Origin of the sequence: Micromonospora sp. CV4 (assembly GCF_003667455.1) — a bacterium.
In the GTDB taxonomy this organism is placed as follows: domain Bacteria; phylum Actinomycetota; class Actinomycetes; order Mycobacteriales; family Micromonosporaceae; genus Micromonospora.
This window is the reverse complement of record NZ_RCVI01000231.1, coordinates 40,202-66,890: the sequence shown is the minus strand read 5'-3', so window position 1 is coordinate 66,890 and position 26,689 is coordinate 40,202. Positions and strand designations below refer to the sequence as shown.

23 protein-coding genes are annotated in these 26,689 nt (G+C 71.2%); 6 read left to right on the top strand and 17 right to left on the bottom strand.

Annotation, left to right across the window (positions count from 1 at the left end; genetic code table 11):
- Positions 1–133: 133 nt before the first annotated feature.
- The 6 genes from ftsX to pruA form a co-directional block, all read right to left on the bottom strand.
- Positions 134–1,009 carry a permease-like cell division protein FtsX gene (gene ftsX / locus EAD98_RS11030; protein ID WP_121653958.1) on the bottom strand — a complete coding sequence of 292 codons (876 nt, stop codon included), beginning with the start codon at positions 1,007–1,009 and terminating at the stop codon, positions 134–136.
- 67 nt (positions 1,010–1,076) lie between these two features.
- Positions 1,077–1,757 carry a cell division ATP-binding protein FtsE gene (gene ftsE, locus EAD98_RS11025; protein ID WP_030331491.1) on the bottom strand — a complete coding sequence of 227 codons (681 nt, stop codon included), beginning with the start codon at positions 1,755–1,757 and terminating at the stop codon, positions 1,077–1,079.
- Between the two features lie 118 nt (positions 1,758–1,875).
- A complete protein-coding gene (gene prfB / locus EAD98_RS11020) occupies positions 1,876–2,997 on the bottom strand; it encodes a peptide chain release factor 2 (RefSeq protein ID WP_121653957.1) in 1,122 nt (373 codons plus the stop codon).
- 64 nt (positions 2,998–3,061) lie between these two features.
- Positions 3,062–3,577, bottom strand: a complete 516-nt coding sequence (locus tag EAD98_RS11015; protein WP_121653973.1) for a PadR family transcriptional regulator — start codon at positions 3,575–3,577, stop codon at positions 3,062–3,064.
- Between the two features lie 142 nt (positions 3,578–3,719).
- Complete coding sequence (locus EAD98_RS11010; protein WP_121653956.1) at positions 3,720–4,523, bottom strand: tryptophan 2,3-dioxygenase; 804 nt, start codon at positions 4,521–4,523, stop codon at positions 3,720–3,722.
- A gap of 57 nt (positions 4,524–4,580) precedes the next feature.
- Positions 4,581–6,209 carry an L-glutamate gamma-semialdehyde dehydrogenase gene (pruA, locus tag EAD98_RS11005; protein WP_121653955.1) on the bottom strand — a complete coding sequence of 543 codons (1,629 nt, stop codon included), beginning with the start codon at positions 6,207–6,209 and terminating at the stop codon, positions 4,581–4,583.
- Positions 6,210–6,559: 350 nt separating this feature from the next.
- On the opposite strand from pruA, the gene EAD98_RS11000 reads away from it, so the two are divergent.
- Positions 6,560–7,645, top strand: coding sequence for a hypothetical protein (locus EAD98_RS11000; protein ID WP_121653954.1), 1,086 nt, complete (start codon positions 6,560–6,562; stop codon positions 7,643–7,645).
- A gap of 17 nt (positions 7,646–7,662) precedes the next feature.
- Here EAD98_RS11000 and EAD98_RS10995 read toward each other — a convergent pair whose 3' ends face one another.
- Entirely contained in the window at positions 7,663–8,172 is a 510-nt protein-coding gene (locus EAD98_RS10995; protein ID WP_121653953.1) for a hypothetical protein, read from the bottom strand.
- Between the two features lie 216 nt (positions 8,173–8,388).
- On the opposite strand from EAD98_RS10995, the gene EAD98_RS10990 reads away from it, so the two are divergent.
- Together EAD98_RS10990 and EAD98_RS10985 are read left to right on the top strand one after the other, a co-directional pair.
- The gene (locus EAD98_RS10990) at positions 8,389–8,616 is read left to right on the top strand and encodes an AlpA family transcriptional regulator (protein WP_121653952.1); all 228 of its coding nucleotides are present in this window, start codon (positions 8,389–8,391) and stop codon (positions 8,614–8,616) included.
- Positions 8,617–8,715: 99 nt separating this feature from the next.
- Entirely contained in the window at positions 8,716–9,414 is a 699-nt protein-coding gene (locus EAD98_RS10985; protein ID WP_121653951.1) for an Rv3235 family protein, read from the top strand.
- Between the two features lie 428 nt (positions 9,415–9,842).
- Here the strand turns inward: EAD98_RS10985 and secA are convergent, their stop codons facing one another.
- Positions 9,843–12,767, bottom strand: a complete 2,925-nt coding sequence (gene secA / locus EAD98_RS10980) for a preprotein translocase subunit SecA (protein WP_121653950.1) — start codon at positions 12,765–12,767, stop codon at positions 9,843–9,845.
- A gap of 168 nt (positions 12,768–12,935) precedes the next feature.
- Between secA and EAD98_RS10975 the strand changes: the two genes are divergently transcribed.
- Together EAD98_RS10975 and EAD98_RS10970 are read left to right on the top strand one after the other, a co-directional pair.
- Positions 12,936–14,087 (top strand): GNAT family N-acetyltransferase, encoded by a 1,152-nt coding sequence (locus EAD98_RS10975; RefSeq protein ID WP_121653949.1) that lies wholly within the window; start codon positions 12,936–12,938, stop codon positions 14,085–14,087.
- Positions 14,084–15,196, top strand: a complete 1,113-nt coding sequence (locus tag EAD98_RS10970) for a GNAT family N-acetyltransferase (RefSeq protein WP_121653948.1) — start codon at positions 14,084–14,086, stop codon at positions 15,194–15,196. Before EAD98_RS10975 ends, EAD98_RS10970 begins: the two co-directional genes overlap by 4 nt.
- Before the next feature lie 88 nt (positions 15,197–15,284).
- Here EAD98_RS10970 and raiA read toward each other — a convergent pair whose 3' ends face one another.
- The 8 genes from raiA to efeU all read right to left on the bottom strand — a co-directional run bounded on the left by raiA (position 15,285) and on the right by efeU (position 24,761).
- Positions 15,285–15,920 carry a ribosome-associated translation inhibitor RaiA gene (gene raiA, locus EAD98_RS10965; RefSeq protein ID WP_121653947.1) on the bottom strand — a complete coding sequence of 212 codons (636 nt, stop codon included), beginning with the start codon at positions 15,918–15,920 and terminating at the stop codon, positions 15,285–15,287.
- A 245-nt stretch (positions 15,921–16,165) separates the two neighbouring features.
- Positions 16,166–16,873 (bottom strand): ComF family protein, encoded by a 708-nt coding sequence (locus EAD98_RS10960; protein WP_121653946.1) that lies wholly within the window; start codon positions 16,871–16,873, stop codon positions 16,166–16,168.
- 4 nt (positions 16,874–16,877) lie between these two features.
- The gene (locus EAD98_RS10955; protein ID WP_121653945.1) at positions 16,878–18,671 is read right to left on the bottom strand and encodes an LpqB family beta-propeller domain-containing protein; all 1,794 of its coding nucleotides are present in this window, start codon (positions 18,669–18,671) and stop codon (positions 16,878–16,880) included.
- Positions 18,668–20,326 carry an MtrAB system histidine kinase MtrB gene (gene mtrB / locus EAD98_RS10950; RefSeq protein WP_233583796.1) on the bottom strand — a complete coding sequence of 553 codons (1,659 nt, stop codon included), beginning with the start codon at positions 20,324–20,326 and terminating at the stop codon, positions 18,668–18,670. Before mtrB ends, EAD98_RS10955 begins: the two co-directional genes overlap by 4 nt.
- Positions 20,327–20,434: 108 nt before the next feature.
- Entirely contained in the window at positions 20,435–21,124 is a 690-nt protein-coding gene (gene mtrA / locus EAD98_RS10945) for an MtrAB system response regulator MtrA (RefSeq protein ID WP_109818783.1), read from the bottom strand.
- Positions 21,125–21,344: 220 nt separating this feature from the next.
- Complete coding sequence (gene efeB / locus EAD98_RS10940) at positions 21,345–22,622, bottom strand: iron uptake transporter deferrochelatase/peroxidase subunit (protein ID WP_121653943.1); 1,278 nt, start codon at positions 22,620–22,622, stop codon at positions 21,345–21,347.
- 25 nt (positions 22,623–22,647) lie between these two features.
- Positions 22,648–23,781, bottom strand: coding sequence for an iron uptake system protein EfeO (efeO, locus tag EAD98_RS10935; protein WP_121653942.1), 1,134 nt, complete (start codon positions 23,779–23,781; stop codon positions 22,648–22,650).
- Between the two features lie 23 nt (positions 23,782–23,804).
- On the bottom strand, positions 23,805–24,761 hold the full coding sequence (efeU, locus tag EAD98_RS10930) for an iron uptake transporter permease EfeU (protein WP_233583794.1): 957 nt from the start codon (positions 24,759–24,761) through the stop codon (positions 23,805–23,807).
- Between the two features lie 156 nt (positions 24,762–24,917).
- Between efeU and EAD98_RS31240 the strand changes: the two genes are divergently transcribed.
- Positions 24,918–25,070, top strand: coding sequence for a hypothetical protein (locus tag EAD98_RS31240; RefSeq protein WP_199723367.1), 153 nt, complete (start codon positions 24,918–24,920; stop codon positions 25,068–25,070).
- A gap of 92 nt (positions 25,071–25,162) precedes the next feature.
- Here EAD98_RS31240 and ahcY read toward each other — a convergent pair whose 3' ends face one another.
- A complete protein-coding gene (gene ahcY / locus EAD98_RS10925) occupies positions 25,163–26,662 on the bottom strand; it encodes an adenosylhomocysteinase (protein WP_121653941.1) in 1,500 nt (499 codons plus the stop codon).
- Positions 26,663–26,689: the final 27 nt, after the last annotated feature.

The window sequence follows — 26,689 nt, the reverse complement described above, 5'->3', positions numbered from 1 at the left end:
CCTGATCATCCGCCACCGGGGTCACCCCGGCCGGACAACCGATCATGCTACCTGAATGACAAGGACCCTCCCGCGCCGTTTATTTCCGGCGCGGGAGGGTCCCCGGGAGACGACGGGACGACCCGTACGGTCGCTACACCCGCAGGTAGAAGCGGAGCGTGGTCCAGGCGGTGGCGGCGCTGATGAGGCCACCGACGCCGGCCATCAGCGGGAAGACGAACAGGAGGTCGCCCCAGCTGACCGGCGACAGCAGGCCCTCCAGGGCCTTGAGCGACCCGTCGAAGAGCAGATACTTCGCCGCTATCAGGGCGACCAGTGCGAGCAACGAGCCGATCAGGCCGGCCACCACGGCCTCCAGCACGAACGGCGCCTGGATGAACCAGTTGGAGGCGCCGACGAGCTTCATGACCGCCACCTCACGCCGCTTGCTGTACGCGGCCACCTGAATGGTGTTGGCGACCAGCAGCAGGGCGGCGACCGCCATCACGATGGCGGCGGCCAGGGCGATGTTCTGGATCGCGGTGAGGATGTTGAAGACCTTGTCCAGTAGTCGGCTCTGGTCGATGATCTCGTCGACGCCCTCGGTGTCCTTGTACTGGTCGTAGATGTTCTTGTACTGCTCCGGGTTGTTCAGCTTGATCCGGAACGACGGCGGAAGGCTGTCCTCCTTGACGGCGCTGATCAGATCCGGCGCGTCCTGGAACATCTCCTGGAACCGCTTGTACGCCTCGGCCTTGTCGACGTAGATGACCTCGCTGACCAGCGGGTCGGACTTGAGCTTCGCGTCCATCTGCTCGCGCTGCTCGTCGGTCACGTCGGTCTTGAGGAAGATCGAGACTTGGATGTTCTTGTAGTAGAGGTCCTTCATGTCGTCGACCTGGCGGTACATGAGACCGCTGGCGCCGAGCATGGTCAGCGAGACCGCCATCGTGATGATCATCGCGATGGTCATGGTCACGTTGCGCCACAGTCCGACCAGTACCTCGGACAGGACGTATTTCACGCGCATCGGGGGTTCCTCCGGGTCTCCGGCATGAAGTGTTCGTCGTCAGGCTGCGCAGGGGTGGAGCGCCGGCTCACCCGTAAACGCCGCGGGCCTGGTCACGGACGATGCGACCGCTCTCAATCTCTACGACGCGGCGGCGCATCTGGTTCACGATGTTGGAGTCGTGGGTGACCATCACGACGGTCGTGCCGGTGCGGTTGATCCGGTCCAGCAGACGCATGATCTCGATCGAGGTGTCCGGGTCCAGGTTTCCCGTGGGCTCGTCCGCCAGGAGGATCAGCGGACGGTTCACGAACGCCCGGGCCACAGCGACCCGCTGCTGCTCACCACCGGAGAGCTCGTGCGGGTAGCGGTGCTCCTTGCCACCGAGCCCGACCAGCTCCAGCACCTCCGGCACGACCCGACGGGCAACCGCCTTGGTCTTGCCGATCACCTCAAGGGCGAACGCCACGTTCTCGTACGCGGTGCGGTTCGGCAGCAGCCGGAAGTCCTGGAAGACGCAGCCGATCGAGCGCCGGAAGTGGGGTCGCTTCCAGGAGCGCATCGAGGTGACGTCCTTGCCGTTGACGACGACGCGCCCCTTGTTGGGGGCGACCTCGTGCAGCAGCATTTTGATGATCGTGGACTTGCCGGAGCCGGATGGACCGATGAAGAAGACGAACTCGCCCTTCTCGATCGAGACGGACACGTTGTCGAGCGAAGGCCGGGACGCCTTCGGGTACGTCTTCGTCACTTGCTCAAGCTGAATCACGGGTGGTGAGTCTACGCGGTGTGACGACAGAGCCAAGCCCCACGCCCCGCACAGACGGTGCGCGTCCTCGAATTAGGGGCTAACCGGGAGATCGACGACGCGCTCCGCCCGCGAGTGATCACGCACCGTCGCCAGCGAGCTGGCGCTGCTTGCGCCAGCGGATACCGGCTTCGATGAAGCCGTCCAACTCGCCGTCGAAGACGGCGCTCGGATTGCCGGTCTCCTGCTCGGTTCGGAGATCCTTCACCATCTGATACGGGTGCAGGACGTAGGAGCGCATCTGGTCGCCCCACGAGCCGGCGGCGTTCTCCTTGAGCCCCTCCAGCTTGGCCTGCTCCTCCTGGCGCTTGCGCTCCAGCAGCCGAGCCTGGAGCACCCGCAGGGCGGAGGCCTTGTTCTGGAGCTGGGACTTCTCGTTCTGGCAGGTCACCACGATGCCGGTCGGAATGTGGGTGAGCCGGACCGCCGAGTCGGTGGTGTTGACGCTCTGCCCGCCCGGACCGGAGGAACGGTAGACGTCGACCCGTACCTCGTTCTCCGGGATGTCGATGTGGTCGGTCTGCTCGGTGACCGGCAGGACCTCCACGCCCGCGAAGCTGGTCTGCCGGCGGCCCTGGTTGTCGAACGGGCTGATCCGGACCAGCCGGTGGGTCCCCGACTCGACGCTGAGCGTGCCGTACGCGTAGGGCACCTTCACCGCGAAGGTGGCCGACTTCAGGCCCGCCTCCTCGGCGTACGAGGTCTCGTAGACCTCCGTCGGGTATCCGTGCCGCTCCGCCCAGCGCAGGTACATCCGCAGCAGCATCTCGGCGAAGTCCGCCGCGTCCACGCCGCCCGCCCCGGCCCGGATGGCGATCAACGCCTCCCGGGAGTCGTACTCGCCGGAGAGCAGGGTGCGGACCTCCATCTCCTGGATGGCCTTGGTCAGCCCGGTGATCTCCGATTCGACCTCGGTCAGCACGCCCGGGTCGGACTCGGCCTCGGCCAGCTCCAGCAGCACCTGGGCGTCGTCGAGCTGAGCGCGCAGGCTGCCCAGCTTGCTGATCTCGCCGTTGACGTACGACAGCTGCGAGGTCACCTGCTGAGCCTTGGCCTGGTCGTCCCACAGGTCGGGGGCGGAAGCCTCCTCCTCCAGCCGGGCCTTGTCCTCGTGCAGACGGTCAAGGTTGAGGACGGCCTCGATGTTTCGCAGGGTGGCGTCGAGTTCCTTGAGCTGTTCGGCGTAATCGGCAGCGGTCACGACAGACAAGGGTACTGTGCCGTGGGCGGAGCAGCTCGTTCCCTATGCGCGAACCCGCCGACGATCACCCGACGGGGGCGGACTTCAGCCACGACAGGGCCGCCCGGTGGTAGGCGACGGCGAACTCCAGCGCGCTGGCGTCGTACGTCTCCCCGTCCCGTTTGGCGTTCTTGACCTGTTCCCGCACCTGGGCCAGGGCCTCGGTGTGGTATTCGTTGGCGGAGGCGTACAGGCTCTTGAGCTGGCTGGCGGAGTGCAACTCGCCGAAGGCCATCCGGAGCGCTATCGGGTTACGGATGGTGTCGCGCCCCGGGTTCTCCGTCAGCCAGCGGGAAAATGTCCGTTTCCCACTGGCGGTGAGCGAGTACGGCTGGCTCATCCGCGGCCCCGGCTTGCCGAGCCGCACAAAGCCCCGCTCGGCCAGCACCGGCAACTCGCGGTAGACCTGGCTGCGGGTCATCGACCAGTACGGCGCCAACCGGCGCTCAGCGGCGGCCATCAACTGGCCGCCTGTCATGGGACCCTCATGGAGCAGCCCGAGCAGGGCCGCCGCCGTGGGGTTGACTCCGGAATCCGCCATGCCCACTACGCTGCCACTTTGCGCTCGCGGCGTCCAGGATTTGACGGTTTGCCACCCGACAGGACTTCCTATGTGCACTGTCGGCGGCAGACTGTCCGTTGAGGACTATCGATGGATCGCGGGACCGGTCGCGGCGACCCGCTCAGAGCCGGCTGCGCAGCTCCCACAATTCCGGATAGAAGCGCGTCTCCACCCGGGAGCGCAGGTAGGCGCCACCGGCCGATCCGCCGGTGCCCGGCTTGGTGCCGATCTGCCGCTCGGCCATCAGCACGTGCCGGGCCCGCCACAGGGAAAATGCCTGGTCGTGGGCGACCAGGGCCTCCGCGAGGTCCCAGAGCGGCCCGAACCGCTCCCGGTCCGCGGCGATCCTGGCGTACGCCGCGAAGCGCGCCTCGGCGTCGCCGACCGGGAACCCGGCCCGGGCGAGCACGGCCAGGAAGCCGTCCCAGAGGCTCGGCTCGGCCAGCCGCCGCTCCAGACGGTCCCGTTCGGTCGGCGGCAACCGGCGGAACCGGTGCAGGAAGTCCGGGTCCTTGAGCCCGGAGAGAAACTCGATCTCCCGGAACTGCACCGACTGGAACCCGCTGGCCGGGGCGAGCTTCGTGCGGAAGGCCAGGAAGTCCTGCGGCGTCATCGTGTCGATCACGTCGACCTGGCCGACCAGCACCCGCTCCACCACGTGGCAGCGTTCCAGCCGAACCCGGGGCAGGTAGGTCTCGCCGGCCAGCATCCGGTCCCGGGCGTCGGACAGCTCGGCGAGCAGCAGCTTGAACCACAGCTCGTACACCTGGTGGATGGTGATGAAGAGAAGTTCGTCGTGGGAGGCCGGGTCGGACTCCGGCACCTGCGCGGCGAGCAGGTCGGCCAACCGTAGGTAGTCGCTGTAGGTGAGCAGGCCGCCCTGCTCCCCGAAACGGGGGTCGGGCGCGGGGGTGGGGTGCGTCACCCCGGCCAGGCTACCGCCGGCGGCAGCGCCACGCGCGCCGCCGGCGGTCGTCGCCGGTCAGCCCATGTGGGGGTACGTGTGGTCGGTCGGCGGCACGAACGTCTCCTTGATCGTCCGCGGCGACACCCAGCGGACGAGGTTGAGCCAGGAGCCCGCCTTGTCGTTGGTGCCGCTGGCCCGGGCGCCACCGAAGGGCTGCTGCCCGACCACCGCGCCGGTGGGCTTGTCGTTGATGTAGAAGTTGCCGGCCGCGTACCGCATCCGCTCGCCGACCGCGTCGATCACCCGACGGTCGGTGGCGAACACCGACCCGGTCAGCGCGTACGGGGCGATCGACTCGGCCTGCGCGACCACCTCGTCGAAGCGGGCGTCGTCGAAGACGTGCACGCCCAGGATCGGCCCGAAGTACTCGGTGGTGAAGGTCTCGTGGGCGGCGTCGCTGCACTCGAAGAGCGTCGGCCGGACGAAGTACCCGACCGAGTCGTCGGCGGTGCCGCCGGCCAGCACCCGGCAGGTGTCGTCGCCGGCGATCAGCTCCAGCGCGGCGGTGTGCCGGGAGAACGCCTTGTCGTCGATCACCGCGCCGCCGAAGTTGCTGAAGTCGGCCACGTCGCCGTAGGTGAGCGAGTCGGTGGTGGCGGCCAGCCGGTCCCGCAGGCCACCCTCCCAGAGCGAGCGCGGCACGTACGCCCGCGAGGCCGCCGAGCACTTCTGGCCCTGGTACTCGTAGGCGCCGCGGATCAGCGCGGTGTGCAGGGCGTCGACGTCGGCGCTGGTGTGCGCGACCACGAAGTCCTTGCCGCCGGTCTCGCCGACCAGTCGGGGGTAGCCCCGGTAGCGGGCGATGTTGTCGCCGACGGTCCGCCACAGCTGCTGGAAGACCTTGGTCGAACCGGTGAAGTGGATGCCGGCCAGGTCCGGGTCGGCGAGGACGACGTCGGAGACCTCCTCGCCCCGGCCGGTGACCATGTTGATCACGCCGGGCGGCAGGCCGGCGGCCTCGAACAGCCGCATGGTGAAGTGCGCGGCGAACTGCTGGGTCGGGCCCGGCTTCCAGATCACCGTGTTGCCGAGCAGCGCCGGCGCCGAGGGCAGGTTGCCGGCGATGGCGGTGAAGTTGAACGGGGTGACCGCGTAGACAAAGCCCTCCAGCGGGCGGTGGTCGAAGCGGTTCCAGACCCCGGCGGACGAGCTGGGCTGCTCCTCCAGGAGGCGCCGGGCGAAATGCACGTTGAACCGGAGGAAGTCGATGAACTCGCAGGCCGCGTCGATCTCCGCCTGGATCGCGGTCTTCGACTGGCCGAGCATGGTGGCGGCGTTGAGCGTGTCCCGCCAGGGACCGGCGAGCAGCTCGGCGGCGCGCAGGAAGATCGCGGCGCGCTCCTCGAACGGCAGCGCCCGCCACATCGGCGCGGCGTCCTTGGCGGCCTTGATCGCGGCGCGGGCGTCGTCGTGGGTGGCGTGCGCGGTCACACCGAGCACGTGCGCGTGCCGGTGCGGCTGCACCACGTTGATCGGGTCACCGGCGGCCATCCGCTGCTCGCCGCCGATGGTCATCGGCAGGTCGATGCGCTCGGCGGCGAGCTCGGTCAGCCGCCGCTGGAGCCGGTCCCGGTCGGGGCTGCCCGGCTCGTAGTTGCGAACCGGCTCGTTGCGCGGCTCGGGTACGGAGAACACGGCATCCATCAACGCTCCTGGCGATCTCGACTGCGGTGGCGAAACCGGACCCGCGGGCACCGACCGGACGGCCGGTCACCGGACGCCGCGCGGGATTGCCGAGCAGCGGCGGGACCTCCCACGATTCTTCCATGCGGGGGTGCTCGCCTCACCTCCACCACCGCCTCCCACCAAGGACCGCCCCACCCCTCCTCCCCTTACCGGAAGGCGCAGGCGGGTACACCGGCCCGGGCAGCGGGCACCCGTACAGCGTGAGCCGCTCCGGGCGGTACCGGTCACGGCGGTCCCGTGACGGCGGAAGGTCCACCGGAGCCGCGTACCCTGAATGGTCGGTGACCTGCCGCCTCGAAGGGGAGACGATGACCAAGCAGCCCGGCCGCGTCCCAGCCGCGGAGTCGGACGAGCCGGCGGTCGACCCGGCCACCCCCGGCGGCCGGCCCGTGCCGGCGCCCGCGCCCGGCGCGGGCGTGCTCGCGCTGCTGGCGCTCGGTTGGCTGGCCGCCATGCTCTGGTCGACCCGGGAGGCGATCGCCTCGTCGGCGGCCGGGGTCACCGCGATCAGCCTCTCCGCGTTCGCCCTGCCCGGCGTGATCTCAGCCGCGCTGGTGGCCGGGGCCGCCGTGGCCCTGGCCTGCGGCAACCTGCTGTCCCGCCGGTACGGCGACTGGGCCACCCTGCGCTTCGTCGGGGCGATCGGGGCGGGGATGCTGGTCGGCCTGGCGGCCGCGCTCGCGGTCAACCTCACCTACTTCGACACCTCGACCACCAACGTGATCGCCGGCACCACCGCCGCCGCGGCGATCATCGGTGGCGCGGTCGCCGGCGCGCGGACGGCGCCGGCGGTCGGCGCGGTGACGGCCGCCGCGCTGGGCACGCTGGTCTTCGTGGTCGCGTTCAGCCGCGCCCGGGACCCGCTCTTCGATCTCTTCGGCGCGGGCGACAGCCAGGAGTCGCTGGTCAACGCGGCGAAGTGGGTGTCGCGGACCGAGTCGCTCGTCGCCGGCCTGCTGGCCGGGCTGCTCGCCTTCGGCTACCTGACCTGGGCACGGCGCCGGGCCGTCCGGCGCGATCCCCACACGCCGGCCCTGCGCTGGCCGGCCTACCTGCTCGCGGGGGCCGGGCCGGGGCTGCTCCTGCTGCTCGCCGAGGTGATCATCCGGATCGGCGGCCGCTCGCTGCTCGACCTGGCCGGCGCGCTGAGCGAGGCGGACGCGGTGGCGCAGACCTCGCTGGGCACCTCGCGGGTGGACAACGGCATCTGGGTGCTCTTCGTGGGGGCGCTGACCGCCCTCATCGCGTTCGGCCGCACGCTCGGTCCGGCCCATTCCGACGACGACGAACCCGTCCCGGCCGACGACTCCCCCGCCCTGAACGCGGACCAGCCGGACCCGACCGACGCGGACGCCGCCGACGCGGACCGGGCCGAGGCGGACCGGGCCCGCTGACCCGCTCGGCGTCCCGTTCAGCCGGCGGCGCGCAGCAGCAGGTCCAGCTCGCTCACGTCGTACCACTCCAGCTCGTGGTCCTCGGCGCCGTCGACGGTGAACTGGGCATCCGGGTCACCGGCGGCGGCCTCGGCCACCACGTCGGCCGCCGCGGCGACCTGCTCGACCGCGTCAGTGCCGTCCACGTGGATCGCCGCGACGGCACCCACCGGCACCGCTTCGGCCAACGTCACCGTGCTGGAGCCCAGCTCACCATCGCCCCGTCCGAGCGCGGCACGCGGCAGGTCGGCCGAGACGACGACCCGGCGGCGGGGCGCGGCCGGGTCGGCCCGGAGCAGGTGCAGCGCGTCCTGGGCGGCCCGGATGAACGCGACGTACTCCAACTCCTCCTCGTCGCCCTCGGCGTACCACTCGCGCAGCGCCGGGGTCACCGCGTGCGCCTGCTCGGCGGCCAGCCCCTGCTCACGCAGGCGGGCCAGCATGGGTACGGTCGCCGGCACGTACGCCCGGACAAGCTCGTCGGTCACCGGTCGTCTCCCCGCTCAGTCCACCACCGGCGGCCGCCGGCACGGGCGCAGATCATGCCGCACGCCGTGACCGTCATACACCTCGCCTCCGGCCGGTGGAAGTTCCCCGCCGGTGTGTCCCGCCGGGGCTGGTTCGCGGCCGGGCAGTGGAGGTGCTGGGCCATTCGAGCTGTCGATGGCAAACTGAGGCAAACGCCATCAACCCCGGGAGTTCCTGTGGAGCCGAGGTTCCTGCTGCTCTCCGACGTCGCCGCCGAGCTGAACGTGTCGGACTCGCAGGTCTACCACATGGTGCGCAGCGGGGAACTGCCGGCGATCAAGATCGGTGGCCGCGGCCAGTGGCGGGTCGAGCGCGCCCGGCTGGAGGAGTACATCCAGCACAAGTACGCCGAGACCGCCGACTGGGTACGGGGCAACCCGCTCGTCGACCGCGACCCGGAGTAGTCGAGAGCATCCGTTGAGCCATTGACCCGGGCCGCTTCATCGCACAGAATCAAGTCTGTCGGAGGCAAACGAAGGCAAACGCAAGATCGAGGGGCAGCGATGAGCGAGCGGCGACCCGGTCCGTCCCGGCCACCCGTGCGGTTGCGCCCGGTCCCGCCCATCGACCCGCCGTACGCCGACGAGGCCGACGGGGCGTACTGGCCGGCGCCGACCCACGGCCAGCTCGCCCTCGACCTGTTCGCCTCGACGAGGCCGGACCCGATCCGCCCGCCGGACCGCCGCGCCACCCTCCGCCGGGTGCCGGCGCGGCCCGGCATCCACCCGGGTCCGCCCTCGCCGCCGGCCACCACCCCCGAGTCGATCCGGGTCGCGCACCGCTTCGTCGACACCTGCCTCGAGGTGGTCAACGGCTACCGCTCGCCAGCGCAGTTGCGGCCCCTGCTCGACCCGGCCCGGGCCGGCGACCTGCTCGCCGAGTTGGCCCGCGCCGCGAGGCGAGCCCGGGCGTCCAACCCAGCCACCGCGCCCGGTCGGGCCACCGCGTCCGGCCCGGGCGCTGCCTCCGGCCCGGGCGCTGCCTCCGCGCGGACCGGGCAGCCGGGGCGAGCCGGGATGTCCCGCCGCCGTGCCGAGCGGCCGGTGGTCCGGCTGCGCCGGCTGCGAGCCTGTGAGCCCCGGGAGGCGGCGGTGGAGGCCGCCGCGGTGCTCACCGGCGCGGGCGGCAGCAGTTGGGCGATGGCGCTGCGCCTGGAACACCGCCGTGGCCGCTGGCTCTGCACCGCCCTCCAGGTCCTCTGACCCGGCTCCAGACCAGACGATCGCCCCGGCTCACCGAAGATCGGGCCGTCGGAGGACCGCTGACACCCGACCTTTTCGTGGCCGCCGCCGGGGCGGGCATGTCCCGGCTTCTTCGTGGCCACCGCTCCGGCGGGCACGTCCCGGCTTCTTCGTGGCCACCGCTCCGGCGGGCACGTCCCCGACTTGTTCGTGGCCACCGCCCGGCGGGCACGTCCCGGCTTCTTCGTGGCCACCGCCCGGCAGGCATGTGCCGAAGGAGAGCTATACCTGTGGGTCATATTTATGACTCACAGGTATAGCCCTCACCAGGAACAGGTAGCCCGGGAGCCGAGCCGGCGGCGCGGCGGACGGGTCAACGAGCCGCACGCGGGTCCGGGGACACGAACGGGCCCCGGCCAATCGGCCGGGGCCCGTTTCGGTGCTGTCGGTCAGCCGCCGTTGGGGGCGCCGTGGCAGCGCTTGTACTTGCGACCCGAGCCACACGGGCACGGGGCATTGCGGGACGGGCCGTTGCTGGCCTCCGCCTGGTTCGGCGCGGGCCGTCGCGCGGCGGCCGACGGGACCGCCGGGCCACGCAGCCCGGAGGCCGGCCGCTGCGGAGCCGACGGAGCCGTCCGCCCCGGCGCCGCCGGGGCACCCGGGGCCGGTCGGCCCACACCGAGCGCCGGAGCCTGCTGCTCGGCCTGCTCGACGGCCACCGCACCGGGGCTGGCCTCGCCGTCGATGGTGGGGGCGGAGTATTGCAGGCCCTGTCGCTGCGGCGCGCGGTTGAGCCCCTTCGCCCGGATCTCCACCGGCTTGTCGAGCAGGGTGACCTCGTCCGACTCCGCGGCCGGCTCCGGCTCGGTCACCTGGACGTCCACGTTGTAGAGGAAGCCGACCGTCTCCTCCTTGATGCCGTCCATCATGGTGGCGAACATGTCGAAGCCCTCGCGCTGGTATTCCACCACCGGGTCGCGCTGGGCGTACGCCCGGAGGTTGATGCCCTCCTGGAGGTAGTCCATCTCGTAGAGGTGCTCGCGCCACTTGCGGTCGATCACCTGGAGCAGCACCATCCGCTCCAGCTGGCGCACCCCCTCGGCGCCGAGCTGCTCCTCGCGCCGGTCGTACGCGGCGTGCGCGTCCTCCTTGAGCCGGGCCACCAGGAAGTCGGCGTCCATGCCGGCACGGGAACCGCCGGCCTCCTCCTCCAGCTCGTCGATCGTCACACCGACCGGGTAGAGCTGCTTGAGGCTGGACCAGAGCTGCTCCAGGTCCCAGTCCTCGCCGTAGCCCTCGGAGGTGGCGCCGCGCACGTACGCCTCGACGGTCTCGTCGATCATGTTGCGGACCTGCTCGGAGAGGTCTTCACCGTTGAGCACCCGGAGCCGCTCGGCGTAGACGACCTGGCGCTGCTTGTTGAGCACCTCGTCGTACTTCAGCACGTTCTTGCGGATCTCGGCATTCTGGCCCTCGATCTGGGCCTGGGCGCTCTTGATCTGCCGGGTGACCATCTTCGACTCGATGGGCACGTCCTCCGGGATGTTGAAGCGCTCCATCACCGCCTCGACCGCGCCGGCCCGGAAGCGCCGCATCAGCTCGTCCTGGAGTGACAGGTAGAAGCGGGACTCGCCCGGGTCACCCTGCCGGCCGGCGCGACCGCGCAGCTGGTTGTCGATCCGCCGGGACTCGTGCCGCTCGGTGCCCAGCACGTACAGGCCCCCGGCGGCCGCGACCTCGTCCGCCTCGGCGTCGCAGGCCTGCTTCCACGTGGGCAGGACCTCCTCCATCGCCTTGGCGTACTCTTCCTCGTTCTCCAGCGGGTCGAGGCCACGCTGGCGCAGCTCGTTCGCGGCGAGGAACTCGGCGTTGCCGCCGAGCAGGATGTCGGTGCCGCGGCCGGCCATGTTGGTCGCCACGGTGACCGCGCCCTTGCGCCCCGCCTGGGCGACGATCTCGGCCTCCCGCGCGTGGAACTTGGCGTTCAGCACGTTGTGCGGGATGCCACGGCGGCGCAGCAGCTGGGAGAGGATCTCGGAGTTTTCCACCGAGACGGTGCCGACGAGCACCGGCTGGCCCATCTGGTGCCGCTCGGCGATGTCCTCGATGACGGCGTTGAACTTGGCCTTCTCCGTCTTGTAGATGACGTCGGGCCGGTCCTCGCGAACCATCGGGCGGTGGGTCGGGATGGTCACGACGCCGACCTTGTAGACCTTGTTGAACTCGCTCGCCTCGGTCTGCGCCGTACCGGTCATCCCGGACAGCTTCTCGTAGAGGCGGAAGTAGTTCTGGAGGGTGATGGTGGCCAGGGTCTGGTTCTCCTGCTTGATCTCCACCCCCTCCTTGGCCTCGATCGCCTGGTGCATGCCCTCGTTGTAGCGACGGCCGTGCAGGATGCGACCGGTGAACTCGTCGACGATCAGGACCTCACCGTCGCTGACGATGTAGTCCTTGTCGCGCTTGTACAGCTCCTTGGCCTTGATGGCGTTGTTCAGGTAGCCGACCAGCGGAGTGTTCACCGACTCGTACAGGTTGTCGATGCCGAGCCGGTCCTCGACCTTGGCGACGCCGCGCTCGGTGACCGCGATGGTGCGCTTGGAGTGGTCGACCTCGTAGTCGCCCTCGCCGTCGGTGCCGGCCTGGAGGCGGGCCACCACGCCGGCGAACTCGCCGTACCAGCGGGCCGAGTGCTCGGCCGGGCCGGAGATGATCAGCGGGGTACGCGCCTCGTCGATCAGGATCGAGTCGACCTCGTCGACCACCGCGAAGTTGTGACCCCGCTGGACCAGTTCGTCCTTCGACCAGGCCATGTTGTCGCGCAGGTAGTCGAAGCCGAACTCGTTGTTGGTGCCGTAGGTGATGTCGCACTCGTAGGCGGCCTTGTGCTCGCTGGCCGGCCGGTTGGGCAGCACCACGCCGACGGTCAGCCCGAGGAACTCGTGCACCCGGCCCATCCAGGCCGCGTCGCGCTGGGCGAGGTAGTCGTTGACCGTGATCACGTGGACGCCCTTGCCGGAGAGCGCGTTGAGGTAGACGGCCATGACCGAGGTCAGCGTCTTGCCCTCACCGGTCTTCATCTCGGCGATGTTGCCGAAGTGCAGCGCCGCGCCGCCCATCACCTGGACGTCGTACGGGCGCTGGCCCAGCACCCGGGCGGCCGCCTCGCGGGCCACCGCGAACGCCTCCGGCAGCAGGTCGTCGAGGGTCTCACCCTCGTCGAGCCGCTCCCGGAACTGTTCGGTCATGCCGCCCAGTTCCTCGTCGGTGAGGTTGACGTAGTCGTCCTCGATCGAGCTGACGGCGGCGGCGATGGCCTTGAGCCGGCGCACCATGCGGCCCTCGCCCGCGTTAAGGACCTTTTCCAGAATCGACACGGATCAACGCTCCCCTAGACAGTCTCGAACCATCGTAGGCGCTCCACCGGCGCGATGGTCACTGGTGGCGGCGGTCCACCCCGCCGAACCCGACATAACTCGCGCAGCGGGTGCGTCGCGCAGGTTATCCGGTTACGCCGTGGGCGAACGTTCCGGCACGATGCACGGGTGGAGCCTGTGGAGATCATCGAGGACGGCCTGCTGCTGCGGCCCTGGCGGGACACCGACGCCGACGCCGTGCACCGCGCGTGCCAGGACCCGGACATCCAGCGCTGGACCACCGTACCGCGCCCGTATCTGCCGGAACACGCCTACGGATTCGTGACCGAGTTGAGCGGGCGCGCGTGGGCGGAGGGCACCGGCGCGCCATTCGCGGTCTGCGACCCGGTCACCGGCGAACTCCTCGGCTCGTGCGGGCTCGTCTCCATCACCAGCGCCGGCACCGGCGAGATCGGCTACTGGACGGCCCCGTGGGCGCGCGGGCGGGCGGTGAGCGTCCGGGCCGCCCGCGCGGTGGCCCGCTGGTCCTTCGACACGCTCGGGCTGCGCCGGCTCATCTGGCAGGCCGAGGTGGGCAACCACGCCTCCCGGCTGGTCGCGCTCCGCGCCGGGTTCCGGATCGACGGCCGGCTGCGGCTGGCGGACCCGGCGCCCGGCGGCAGCGCGGACGGCTGGGTCGGGTCGCTGCTGCCCGGCGAGGTGCCCGCTCCCGGGGCCACCGGGCCGGCCGGCCCGGGCACCCTGGCCGCTCGGCGGGCCGCCGCCTTCGGCCGCCCGCAGCCCACTCTGTTCGCCACCGCCGGGGCCGGCGAGTTGCTGCTACGGCCGATGGAGGAGCAGGACCTGGACGCCGTGGTGGAGACCTGCCGCGATCCGGAGACCATCCGCTGGACGACGGTGCCGGACCCGTACGAGCGTGCCGACGCGCAGGGGTACCTCGGCTTCATCCGGGACGCCTGGGCACGGGGGGACGCCGCCTGCTTCGTGATCGCCGACCCCGATGACCGGTACGCCGGCTCGATCGACCTGCGGCTCTCCCCCGCTGATCCGCTGCTCGCCGACGTCGGCTTCATGGCCGCCCCGGCGGCCCGTGGCCGCAGCTACATGCCGGCCGCGCTGGCCGCACTGAGCGCATGGGGCTTCACCACGCTGGGCCTGGCCCGGATCGAGTGGAAGGCGCACGTGGGCAACACCGCCTCCCGCCGGGTCGCCGAGAAGGCGGGCTTCGCATTCGAGGGGACGGCCCGGGGTGGCCTGCAACACCGAGGTGAGCGGGTCGACGTCTGGACGGCCGCGATGCTCGCCCAGGACCTGACGTGACTCCGCCGCAGGTGATCGAGGCGCACGGGGTGCGGCTGCGGCCGTTCCGCGCCGAGGACACCGCCGACGTGGTCGACGGCTGCGCCGATCCGGTGAGCCAGCGGTTCGTGTCGAGCCTGCCCTCCCCGTACACCGAGGCCGACGCCCGCTGGTGGATCGACGCCGGCGCACCGGCGGCCTGGACCGGCGGCGGTGCCGCGTATGCCATCGCCGACCCGGCCACGGACCGGCTGCTCGGCGCGGTGGGTCTCAACAACCCGCTGCCCGAACGGGGTCAGGCCGAGATCGGCTACTGGGTGCGGCCGGCGGCGCGTGGACGCGGGATCGCCGCCGCGGCCACCCGCGCGCTGAGCGAGCACGCGTTCGCCACCGGAACCGTCCGGCTGGAGCTGCTCACCGAGGCGGAGAACGCGCCCAGTCAACGGGTCGCGCTGGCCGCCGGCTTCGAGTACGAGGGCGTACGCCGGTCGGCCGGCTCAGGTCGGGGCGGTGGCCGGCACGACCTGCTGGCCTGGGTACGCCTCGCCGACGACCCGACCGGCCCGACCGCCCGGCTGCTGCCGGACCTGCCCGGCGGGGTGCTCACCGATCAGGTGGTGGCGCTGCGCCGGCTCGCTCCGGACGACGCCGAGCTGATGTACCGGTTGCACAGTCGGCCCGAGGTGGTGGCGAATCAGGCGCCGCCGGTGCCGCCGGAGCGGGCCGCGATCGAGCGGCGCTGCCGGCTCGCGGAGAGCGCGTGGCTGACCGGGGACATCGCCCGACTGCTGATCACCGAACTGGCCACCGGCGAGCCGGCGGGCAGTTGCGGGTTGTCGTACACGGATGTGGCCAGCGGGGAGGCGTCGCTCGGCTACGCGCTGCTGCCCGACTGGCGGGGTCGGGGGTACGCCACCCGGGCCGTCCGGCTGCTCGCCGGTTGGGCGTTCGGGCCGGCGGGTATCGCCCGGCTGACCGCCGGCACCGTCCCGGAGAACACGGCCTCCCACCGGGTGCTGGAGCGGGTCGGCTTCGAGCGGGAGGCCCTGCAACGTGGCCGGCTGCCGGGTCTGGCCGGCACCCGCCTGGACGACCTGACCTTCGCCCTGCTACCCGCCGACCTCCGCTGAGCAGATCACGGAGTCGTGGTGGACGGTCCGCACCGGTTCGCGGCTCCCGTACCACCACGACTCCGTGGTCAACGCGGGTCGGAACCGGTCAGGTGGCGAGGGAGATGATGCCGTAGTCGTAGGCGTGCCGGCGATAGACGACGCTGGGGCGGCCGGACTCCTTGTCCTGGAACAGGTAGAAGTCGTGGCCGACCAGTTCCATCTCGAAGAGCGCGTCGTCGATGGTCATCGGTTCCGCCGGGTGCACCTTTTCCCGGGCGATGTGCCACGGCTGCTCGTCGTACTCGTCTTCGGCCCGCTCGGCGACGGCGGTGCCGGCGCGGGCGCCGTCACCCGGCGCGCTCAGCGGGGCGGCCACCAGGTCCGCGACCGGTAGGCCGGCGGTGGCGGCGGAGACGGAGATCGGCGCGTGCCGGCCCCGGTGTACGCGGCGACGGTCGGCCGCACGGCGCAGCCGGGTGTCGAGCTTGGCGATGGCCGCGTCGAGCGCGCTGTAGAAGTCATTCGTGCACGCCTCGGCCCGGATCACCGGGCCTCGGGAAACGCAGGTGATCTCCACCCGCTGGCAGTGGTCGGCTTGGCGCGGATTGCGCTCGTGAAACAGCTCGACATCGACACGAATGAGTTTGTGGTCGTAGCGTTCGATCTTTGCGAGTTTCTCGGCTACGTGCACCCGGTAATGGTCCGGCACTTCGACGTTACGGCCCTTGACCACGATGTCCACGTGACCTCCCTTGTTCGGACGGTCTTCGATCCGGTTACCCGGCCGCGCGCCCTGGGGAGCCCCGCTGGCGTCGACCGGTCAGTGCGGCTACGCCTCCTCTCACCGCCGGAGGCGGGTGGAATGACCTCCTACCCCCGACAGCGAAACGCTAACTCCTGTTCGCCCGGCAGTCACCCCATGTTGCCGAGACCGCCCGGGATTTTTCGCAGCTCATACACCAACGGGTGAAACGGAAACACGAACGGTTACGAACGGCGTCTTTTCTCGGTCGCCGCGAGCACCGCGGCGACACCCGGTGCCTGCCCGGTGGCGGCCAGCACCCGGGCCGACGCGGCCAGGGTGACCCCGGTGGTGACGATGTCGTCCAGCAACACCACGACGGGTGCCACGCCCGACGCGCCGCCCCCACGCCGGGCACCCGGACGCGGCCGGAAGGCCGCCTCGGCCGCCGCCGCCCGGCCGGCGCTGTCCAGCGTCACCGAGTCGGGCCGGGGCAGCGCCCGCAGCGGCCGGTGCACCCGAACCGGCCAACCGGCCCGGCTCAGCCGCGCCGCGCAGTGCCGGGCCAGCCGGTCCAGGTGGTCCCCGTAGCGGGCCCGGGCCGCCGCTGCGGTGTCCGGCACCGCCACCAACGCCAGCGGACGGGCACCGCCGACCGCCGCCGCGACGACCTCGGCGAGCAGCGCGCCGAGCGGGCGGGCCAGCCCGTGCCGGCCGTGCTCCTTGTACGCCAGCAGGGCCTCGCGCAGCGGGCCGGCGTACGGACCGAGGGCGACGCAGGGCGGCAGGCCCGGCGGGGCGGGAGTCGGACGGACCGGGCGCGGACGCAACGCGCTCAGCGCCGTCACGCAGGTCGGGCAGATCCCGTGCCGCAGACCGGGTCGACGCTCTCGGCAGCCCGCGCAGTCGGTGGGCAGGACCAGGTCGCCGAGATCGGCCCAGAGCCCGCGCACGACGTCAGTAGAGGAAGAACGGGGCCGACGGGTTGCTCGGGCGGAGCCCGGCCGGCGGTGGAGCGACGTCCCGTACCTGTCCGGGCTCGATCCGCTCGAACGGGCTGCTGCGGTAGGCCACCCCGTTCGCCTCGTACATGTATCCCACGCTGGGTGACGGCACCTCGTCGTTGGTCGGGTACGCCGTCAGGTGGTTGACCTTGGCACCGACGTCGGTCTTCAGCGGCGTCTCCAGGGCCCCGTCCACGCTGATCCCGTAGATCGCCGGCTGGCCGGCCGACCCGGCCACCACCAGGCGGCCCTCCCCGCTCCAGTCCACGGCGCTGAGGCCGGTCAGCGAGGTGACGAGCGCCCGGGGCGGGCCGATGGAGACCCCGCCGCCGTCCAGGTTGACCGCCGCGACGTACAGCCGGCCGCCGGCGATCAACGCGACCCGCTGGCCGTCCAGAGATGCGGCCACCGCGGTGACCTCCGGGGTGGGCAGGTTCAGCGGCACCTGGTACATCCCGGCTGCCTCGTCGAAGCGGTAGAGACGGCCGTCGGCCACCACCAGGCCCCGGCCCGGGCGGGAGTCGACCGTGCGCAGCCAGACCGGACGGCTGATCGAGGCGTAGTCTTTCCCGCTCCGGTTGAGGGCGGGGCCGGTGCCCACGGCCAGTCGCTGCCTTCCCTTGCCGCTGTTCACCACCATCGCGGCGAGGATCCGGCCCTCGGCCCGCGCGAGCCCCGCGGACACGATGTTGCGGTTGACCTCGCCCGACAACGGCACGGCGCCGCTGGGCTCGCCGGCGAAGTCGAGCGGGCGGATGGCGCCCTCGTAGACGCCGAACCGCTGCGGGCCCTCGGTGATCGGGTAGAGCGCCTCGGAGTTTCGGCGCGCCTCCAGATCCTGCACGGGCAGCGCGTTGTTGCGGATCTTCAGCGCCAGCTCGCCCCGCAGGTCGCCCAGCGACCAGGCCAACTGGGTGATCAACCGGTCGATCTGGGTCTGGTCGTCACCGGACATGTCCAGGTTGACCTCCCACCGGTTGTGCGCGCCGGTGGCGTTGTTGACCAGCTCGGTGCGGTCGGGCAGCCCGACGACGCCGGGGCGCAGCCAGTCGGACGGGCCACCGACCAGCCACTTCACCACCTCGTTGACCCGGCGTTCGTCCGGTACCGACGCCGGCAGATAGCGCTGATCGGGCACCAGACGGCTGCCGTCGGAACTCCAGAAGTAGATCGACTCGTCCTGGTAGTACTGCTGTAGGGCGTTGTCGCTGAGCAGCAGCACGTTCGGCGGGTCGAGGACGTACAGGCCGGCGCGCTCGTCGTCACCGCCGAACGCCGCGCTGCGCACCCGGAACTCGTACCCCGTCTCGGTCGCCACCGGCGGGGCCAGGGTGCCGTTGGACCGCAACAGGCCGAGCTGTTGCACCTTGATCTTCACGGTGGTGGTCAGGTCGCTGTTGCCGGTGAAGACCGCCTCCCGCAGCCGGACCACGTTCAGCGCGACCTCGCTGCCCTTCTTCTCCTGCAGTTTGGACTGGTGCTCCGGCGCGACGAACAGCTTGACCCGCTCGTAGGCCCGGTCCGGCTCACCAGCGGCGGCGTCCAGGAAGTTGCGCACGAACGCGTCGATGTCGCTGCCGCTGGCCGTGCGCGTCGGCGGCTCACTTCGACCGCCGTTGTTCGAGCCGGCCTCCGTCGCGGTCCCGCCCTTGCCGTCCACCCGCACGTCGGACGACGCCGGAATGCCGCACGCCCCGCCGAGCAACAGCGCCGCGCCGAGTGCCCCGACCATGACCTGGCGCCTCACGATCGCACCTCCGCACGGTGTCCGTCCTCGGCGGGCGCCGGGGCGATCGCCAGCGTGCCGCCGGCGCCGGAACCGATGGCCAACGGGCCGCCATCCCGGGGGCCACCGAACGGCAGTGCGGCGTCGGCGGGCACCAGCCGCAGCGGCGAGGTGGTCAGCCGGTCACCCGCGCGGGCCGGCAGGGTGAGCCGGAACTGCGCGCCCTGCCCGGGCGCACCCCACGCCTCCAGCCAACCGCCGTGCAGCCGGGCGTCCTCGAGGCTGATGGACAGGCCCAGACCGGTGCCACCGGTCTGCCGGGCCCGGGACGGGTCCGCCCGCCAGAACCGGTTGAACACCAACTTTTCCTCGCCCACCTTGAGCCCCACGCCGCGATCCCGGACGGTGATCGCCACGGCGGTCTCGTCGATGCCGAGAGTGATCAGCACGGGACGTGCCTCACCGTGCTCGACGGCGTTGCCGACCAGGTTGCGCAGCACCCGCTCGACCCGGCGCGGGTCGACCTCGGCGATCACCGGCGTGCCCGGCAGGTCCAACTCGATCGGGACGCCCACGCGCTCGGCCAGGCCGGCGAGCCGGTCGACCACCCGGTGCACCACCGGCACCAGGTCGGTTGGCTCGGCGTCCAGCATGGCGAAGCCGGCGTCGAACCGGCTGATCTCCAACAGGTCGGTGAGCAGCTCCTCGAACCGGTCCAGCTCGGCCTGGAGCAGCTCGGCGCTGCGGGCCACCGCCGGGTCGAACTCGTCGCGCTCGGCGAAGATCAGGTCGGCGGCCATCCGGACCGTGGTCAACGGTGTACGCAGCTCGTGCGAGACGTCGGACGTGAACCGGCGCTGCAACCGGGACATCTCCTCCAGGCGGAGGATCTGCCGTTGCAGGTTGGTCGCCATCTGGTTGAACGACGCGGCGAGCAGGGCGAGGTCGTCCTCGCCGTTGACCACCATCCGCTGGTCGAGCAGGCCGGCGGAGAGCCGCTGGGCCGTCCGCGCGGCGACCCGGACCGGATTGACCACCAGCCGGGTGACCAGGGCCGCGAGCAGCCCGAGCAGGATCACCAGGGCGACCCCGGTGGCCACCACGGTGGCTCGGGCGTCGGCGGCGGTGCGGTCCTGCTGGGTCAACGGCACGAGGTAGTAGAGCTCGATCTGACCGAACCGGGTGGGCACCGGCGAGCCGTAGACCAGATATTTGGTGGGCTCTCCGGTCAGCCGGCCGGTGCGGATCTGGCTGGCCACCTTGCCGCTGGCGACCGCGGCCCGCAGCTCCTGGCTGATCAGCGGCTGGACGTTCGCCGCGGGCGCGGTGCGTGCCTGGATGACGTTCGGATAGCCGTCGGCGGTGATCGCCACCACCACACCACTGATCTGCTCGGGGTCGCCGCCGGCCAGATAGTTGACCGTGTCCTCGATGGTCTCCTGGAGCTGCGCCTCCTGCGGCTGGCCGTACAGGGAGACCTGCTTGGCCGCGTAGCCGGCGCCGCTATTCACGCGCTGCCGGACGTCGGTGCGGGCGCTGTCGAGCAGGATCGTGGTGATCTTGTCAGCGATCAGGTACGCGAAGCCGCCGACCAGCAGGCTGGAGGCGACGAGCGTGATGGTCACCACCCGGACCTGGAGCGAGCGGCGCCAGGTCTGGTGCACCCGCGCCACCATCCGGGCGGCCCGTCCGCTCAGCGCACGCCAGAGCTCCCAGCCGGCGCGGGGCCGGCGGGCAGTCGTCTGAGGGTGCGGGGGCGGGGAGCTTGACACAGTGTGACCAGGCTATCCGGTCCCCGCCTTGTAGCCCACGCCCCGCACGGTGAGGATGATTTCCGGCCGCTCCGGATCCGGCTCGATCTTGGCGCGCAGCCGCTGCACGTGCACGTTGACCAGCCGGGTGTCGGCTGCGTGCCGGTAGCCCCAGACCTGCTCCAGCAGCACCTCGCGGGTGAAGACCTGACGCGGCTTGCGGGCGAGCGCGACCAGCAGATCGAACTCCAGCGGAGTCAGCTTCACCTCCTCGCCGTTGCGGCTGACCGTGTGCGCGGGCACGTCGATGGTGATCTGGTTGCCGGGTGGCCCGATGGTCAGCATCTCCGGTGCCACGTCCTCGCCCCGGCGCAGCCGGGCCCGCATCCGGGCGACCAGCTCCTTGGGCTTGAACGGCTTGACCACGTAGTCGTCGGCGCCCGACTCCAGGCCGAGCACCACGTCGACGGTGTCGCTCTTGGCGGTCAGCATCACGATCGGCACGCCGGACTCGGCTCGAATCGACCGAGCGACATCGATGCCACTCATCCCGGGCAGCATCAGGTCAAGCAGGACGATATCGGGACGACTATCGCGGAACGCCGCCAACGCCCGCTCGCCGTCGGCCACGAACGAGGGCAGGAAACCCTCGCTGCGCAGCACGATGCCGAGCATCTCGGCGAGTGCGGGGTCGTCGTCGACCACCAGTACCCGGGCTCTCATGGGATTAATATTGCATCCCCGTTCAGTTCGGTGGGACCGGCGTCACCCGGTAACGGATAGCGCCGCCGGCAAGCGTCGCACCGCGACCCGCGGCGGCGGCGCCACGTGGTGCGGGTCCGGCAGGGGAGAAACCCTGGCCGGGCCACCCATGATCCCCCTTCGGTGCCGCCCGGCGCCACCGCTGCCTCGGCCGGTCGGCCTGTCGCGATCCGGACGGCCGTCAGCCGAAGAGCGTCCGCCCCCAGTGGTCCCCGCCGTCCCGCACACCGGGCGGGCAGGCGAACAGGCCGCTGGAGACGTGCCGGAGGTACTCGTTCATCACGTCGTGCCGGGCCAACTGGGTCTGGATCGGCACGAACTGCCGGCGCGGATCCCGCTGGTACGCGATGAAGAACAGACCCGCGTCGAGCCGGCCGAGGCCGTCCGAGCCGTCGACGAAGTTGTAGCCGCGGCGCAGCAGGTGCGCGCCGTTGTTCCGGCTGGGGTGGGCCAGCGTGACGTGGGCGTGCTCGGCGATCAACGGCTGCCCGTCGTCACCGCGCGCGGCGAAATCCGGCTCGTCGAACTCGTCGGTGCGGCCCAGCGGAGCGCCGCTGCCCTTCGTCCGACCGACGATCTCCTCCTGCTCGGCCAGCGAGGTCCGGTCCCACGTCTCCACGAGCATCCGGATCTTGCGGGTGACCAGGTACGAGCCTCCGGTCATCCAGTCCGGCCCGTCGCCCGGCTGCACCCACAGCTGGTCGCGCAGCAGGTCGGTCTCCTCGGCCTTGAGGTTGGCCGTGCCGTCCTTGAATCCGAACAGGTTGCGCGCCGTGGCCTGGTCGCGCGAGGTCGACGAGGTACGGCCGAAGCCGAGCTGCGACCAGCGGACGCTCACCACGCCCATGCCGAGCCGGGCCAGGTTGCGGATCGCGTGCACCGCCACCTGCGGATCGTTGGCGCACGCCTGCACGCAGAGGTCGCCGCCGGAGAGCTGCGCCTGCAACGCGTCGCCGGGGAACTTGGGCAGCTCGGCCAGCGCGGCCGGGCGCCGGTCGGCGATACCGAACCGGTCCCGGCCGTCGGCGTCGCGGAACAGGGTCGACCCGAAGCCGATGGTGAGGGTGAGCTGCGAGGGGGGCAGGCCGAGCGCCTCGCCGGTGTCGTCCGGCGGGGCCTCCGGCATCCCGCCCACCGCGCCGAGCACCCCGGCGTCCCGCCCGGCGGTCATCCGGGCGGCGGCGGCCGTCCACTCCTGGAGCATCTCGACCAGCCGGGCGCGATCCTTGGTGATCACGTCGAAGGCGACGAAGTGCAGCCGGTCCTGGGCCGGCGTGACGATGCCGGCCTGGTGCTCGCCGTGGAACGGCACCGCCCCCGCGGGGTGGTCGCTGGCCGCGGCCGGGTCACGGGAGCCGTTGATCAGCGCGCCCGCGCCGGCGGCCACCCCGGCGACTCCGGCCACCCCGGCGCCGGCGAGCGTGATCGCTCGCCGGCGGGTCAACCTGCTCCCGCTCATCGACTCGACCCTCCCTGACGTCCGGTCACTTGGCGACGACTGCGGCGACCTTGCTGATCGGCTCGGCGAGCGCGTTGATGCCGTCGGAGAGCTCCTTGAGCTCGGCCTTGCTCAACGCGGTGTGCAGCTTCCAGCCGTCGCCGTCGCGGTGCTTGCCGAGCAACGCCTCGACGTTGGCGAACTCGGTGTCCAGCTGCTTGACCAGCTCCGGCGAGCGCTGCTCCAGCGCCGGACGGAGGGCGGACACGGCAGCCTTGGAACCTTCCAGGTTGGCGGCGAAGTCCCACAGGTCGGTGTGCGAGTAGCGGTCCTCCTCGCCGGTGATCTTGCCGCTGGCCACCTCGTCGAGCAGTTCCTTGGCGCCGTTGGCGAGCTGGAGCGGGGAGAGCTTCTCCGCGTTGGCCTTGGCGACGATCTCCTTGACGTCGACCAGCAGCCGGTCGGCGATCGGGCCGTCCTTGCTGATGTCGCCGGACTGCCAGAGGTCCTTCTCGATCCGGTGGAAGCCGGTGAACTCCATCCCCTCCTCGATGACCTCCTCGCGACCGTCGATCTTGGGGTCGAGGTCGCCGAAGATCTCGGCCACCGGCTCGATCCGCTCCCAGTAGGTGCGGGCGACCGGGAAGAGGGCCTTGGCCTTCGCCACGTCGCCGGCCTTGACCGCGGCGACGAACTCCTCGGTCTTCTCCAGCAGCGCGGCGGTCTGGCTCTTGACGTAGCGCTGGTAGTTGTCGGTCGCGCCGGCCAGCGCGGCGTCGGCGGTCAGCGGCTCGGCCGATCCGCTGACCTTGAGCGCGCCGCGGATGCCCTTGCCGCTCATCCCCGGCTTGCACGCCGTCTCGTACGTGCCGGCCGGCAGCTCCACGTGCAGCTCGCGGCTCAGCCCGGGGGCGATGTTCTCGACCTCGCCCATCACCCGGTCGCCGGACGCGTACACGTAGAACTCGGTCACCTTCGCGCCCGAGTTGGTGATCTTGAAGGTGGCGGTTCCGGCGCCGAGGTCGGTGGCGCCGACCTCGCAGGCGGTGTCGCTGGCCTTGACCACGATCGGGCCACCGGCCCCGGTCGCCTCACCCTTGTCGGAGTCGGAGCAGGCGGCGACGCCGGTCGTGGCCAGCACGCCGGCAGCGGCCAGCGCGAAGAATCGGGTGGTACGCATCTGAGCTGTCTCTCCTCGTGGGGTCAGGCACGCTGCGGCGTGGACGCCGCCTCGGCCCCGGTGCCGGTGTCGGCCCCGCGCTCGGTGACGGTGGTGGTGGTCGCGGTGTCGCTCGCGCCGGTCGTCGGGACCGTCTCGGCCGCGGGTCCGGTCGGCGCCGCGACGGGGGCCGGCGTACGACGGGCCGGGCGCAGGAAGAGCAGGAGGACCGGTACGGCGTACCCGATCCAGGCGATCGTCTCCAGCACGGTGGGCGCGGGGGTCACGTTGAACATCCCGGCGAGCAGCGCGGCGTACCAGGTGCTGGGGTCGAGCGTGGTGGTGACGTCGAAGGCCAGGTCGTTCAGGCCGGGCAGGACGCCGGCCTCCTGGAAGTCGTGCACGCCGTACTTGAGGATGCCGGCGGCGACCAGGATCAGCAGCGCCCCGGTCCAGGTGAAGAACTTGCTGAGGTTGATGCGCAGGGCGCTGGCGTAGAGCAGCACACCGAGCGCCACGGCGGTGGCGATGCCGCCGATCAGCGCGAGCAGCGGTCCGCTGTCGCCGGCCGCGCCCTGGGCGGCGGAGTAGAAGATCAGCGCGGTCTCCAGACCCTCCCGGATCACCGCGAGGAAGGCCATCCCGGCGACCGCGAGGGACCCGACGGCCAGCGCCTCGGTGAGCTTGCCGCGAAGCTCGCCGGCGATGGTCCGGGCGGCCCGGCGCATCCAGAAGATCATCCAGGTGACGAAGACCACGGCGGCCACGGAGGTGATCGCCTCGAACAGCTCGCGGTCCTCCGAGCGGGCCAGCAGCGAGCTGGAGGTGTACTCGATCAGCCAACCGAAGAGCACCGAGAGCGCCACGGCCAGGGCGACGCCCGCCCAGACCTGGGGCAACCGGTCCCGGCGCTGCGACTTCACCAGGAAGGCGACCAGGATGCTGACCACCAGGGTCGCTTCCAGACCCTCCCGCAGACCGATCAGGTACGTGGCGAACATCCGAGCTCCGAGATCATTAGGAACGCCTCAGCTAACTTAGGGCAGCCATACCTTCCTCCTGTTCAGAGGCCTCGTCAAGTCGTTCTTGACGAGGTCACCGGCCCTGGGCGGATCGAGGATCAACCGGCGCCGCGCCCCTGTGAAAAGATGCCCGCCGTGAAGGCATTCCTGCCGTGGCTGGCGGTGCTGGCCGTTGTGCTGCTGCTCAGCGCCCTGCGCCTGCGGCCGCTGGCCACCGCCGTCTCGCTCGGCTGGCTGGCCTGGTGCGTCTTGACCTGGTTCCGGCCCACCCGCCGCCGATCGGGCTGACCCGGCGGCCCAACTCCGCCCGCCCGCACCGGGTGCGGAAACGACGAACCGGGCCGGCCGCGAGAGCAGCCGACCCGGTACGCGAGCGTCGATCAGTAGCGGTAGTGGTCCGGCTTGAACGGGCCCTCGGTGGAGACGCCCAGGTAGGCGGCCTGCTCCTTGGTCAGCGTGCTCAGCTTGGCGCCGAGCGCGCCCAGGTGCAGTCGGGCCACCTTCTCGTCCAGGTGCTTGGGCAGCACGTAGACGCCGACCGGGTACTCCTCGGTCTTGGTGAACAGCTCGATCTGGGCGATCGTCTGGTTGGCGAACGAGTTCGACATCACGAAGCTCGGGTGCCCGGTGGCGTTGCCCAGGTTCAGCAGGCGGCCCTCGGAGAGCACGATGATGGCGTGCCCGTCGGCGAAGCGCCACAGGTCGACCTGCGGCTTGATGTTGACCCGCTCGACGTCGGAACGCTTGGCCAGGCCGGCCATGTCGATCTCGTTGTCGAAGTGGCCGATGTTGCCGACGATGGCCTGGTGCTTCATCCGGGCCATGTGCTCGTTGGTGATGACGTTGAAGCAGCCGGTGGCGGTGATGAAGATGTCCGCCTGCTCGACCACGTCGTCCAGGGTGGCCACCTGGTAGCCGTCCATCGCCGCCTGGAGCGCGCAGATCGGGTCGACCTCGGTCACCACGACCCGGGCGCCCTGACCGCGCAGCGACTCGGCGCAGCCCTTGCCCACGTCGCCGTAGCCCATCACGACGGCCATCTTGCCGCCGATCAGCACGTCGGTGGCCCGGTTGATGCCGTCGATCAGCGAGTGCCGGCAGCCGTACTTGTTGTCGAACTTGCTCTTGGTCACCGAGTCGTTGACGTTGATGGCCGGGAAGAGCAGCGTGCCGGCGCGGTGCATCTCGTAGAGCCGGTGCACGCCGGTGGTGGTCTCCTCGGTGACGCCCTTGATGCCGGAGGCGATCCGGGTCCAGCGCTGGCCGTCCTCGGCGATCGAGCGGTGCAGCAGCTCGAGGATGACCGCGTACTCCTCCGAGTCCGCGGACTCGACCGGCGGAACGACCCCGGCCTTCTCGAACTCGGCGCCCTTGTGCACCAGCAGGGTGGCGTCGCCGCCGTCGTCGAGGATCATGTTCGGGCCCTGCCCGTCCGGCCAGGCGAGCACCTGCTCGGTGCACCACCAGTACTCCGGCAGGGTCTCGCCCTTCCAGGCGTAGACCGGGACGCCGGCGGGGGCCTCGGGGGTGCCGTCCGGGCCGACGACGATCGCGGCGGCGGCGTGGTCCTGGGTGGAGAAGATGTTGCAGGACGCCCAGCGGACCTGTGCGCCGAGGGCGACCAGCGTCTCGATGAGGACGGCGGTCTGGATGGTCATGTGCAGCGAGCCGGTGATCCGCGCGCCGGCGAGCGGCTGCGCCTCGGCGAACTCCCGACGGATCGACATCAGGCCGGGCATCTCGTGCTCGGCGAGCTGGATCTCCTTGCGCCCGAACTCGGCGAGCGACAGATCCGCCACCTTGAAGTCGCCCTCGGCGAGGGTGCTCGGCCGGGCCTCGGACGGCGTACCGCTGGCGGACGCCGGGAGGGTGCTGGTCATGAAAGCTCCTGTCGAACGATGTCTGCG

Coding starts and splice junctions, on each gene's coding strand:
- EAD98_RS11000 (WP_121653954.1), top strand. CDS start 6,560: ATGACCAAGCAGCCCGGCCGCGTCCCAGCCGCGGAGTCGGACGAGCCG.
- ahcY (WP_121653941.1), bottom strand. CDS start 26,662: ATGACCAGCACCCTCCCGGCGTCCGCCAGCGGTACGCCGTCCGAGGCC.
- EAD98_RS11015 (WP_121653973.1), bottom strand. CDS start 3,577: ATGGCGGATTCCGGAGTCAACCCCACGGCGGCGGCCCTGCTCGGGCTG.
- efeB (WP_121653943.1), bottom strand. CDS start 22,622: ATGAGCGGGAGCAGGTTGACCCGCCGGCGAGCGATCACGCTCGCCGGC.
- pruA (WP_121653955.1), bottom strand. CDS start 6,209: ATGGATGCCGTGTTCTCCGTACCCGAGCCGCGCAACGAGCCGGTTCGC.
- ftsX (WP_121653958.1), bottom strand. CDS start 1,009: ATGCGCGTGAAATACGTCCTGTCCGAGGTACTGGTCGGACTGTGGCGC.
- efeU (WP_233583794.1), bottom strand. CDS start 24,761: ATGTTCGCCACGTACCTGATCGGTCTGCGGGAGGGTCTGGAAGCGACC.
- mtrB (WP_233583796.1), bottom strand. CDS start 20,326: ATGGTGGCGCGGGTGCACCAGACCTGGCGCCGCTCGCTCCAGGTCCGG.
- mtrA (WP_109818783.1), bottom strand. CDS start 21,124: ATGAGAGCCCGGGTACTGGTGGTCGACGACGACCCCGCACTCGCCGAG.
- EAD98_RS10985 (WP_121653951.1), top strand. CDS start 8,716: ATGAGCGAGCGGCGACCCGGTCCGTCCCGGCCACCCGTGCGGTTGCGC.
- efeO (WP_121653942.1), bottom strand. CDS start 23,781: ATGCGTACCACCCGATTCTTCGCGCTGGCCGCTGCCGGCGTGCTGGCC.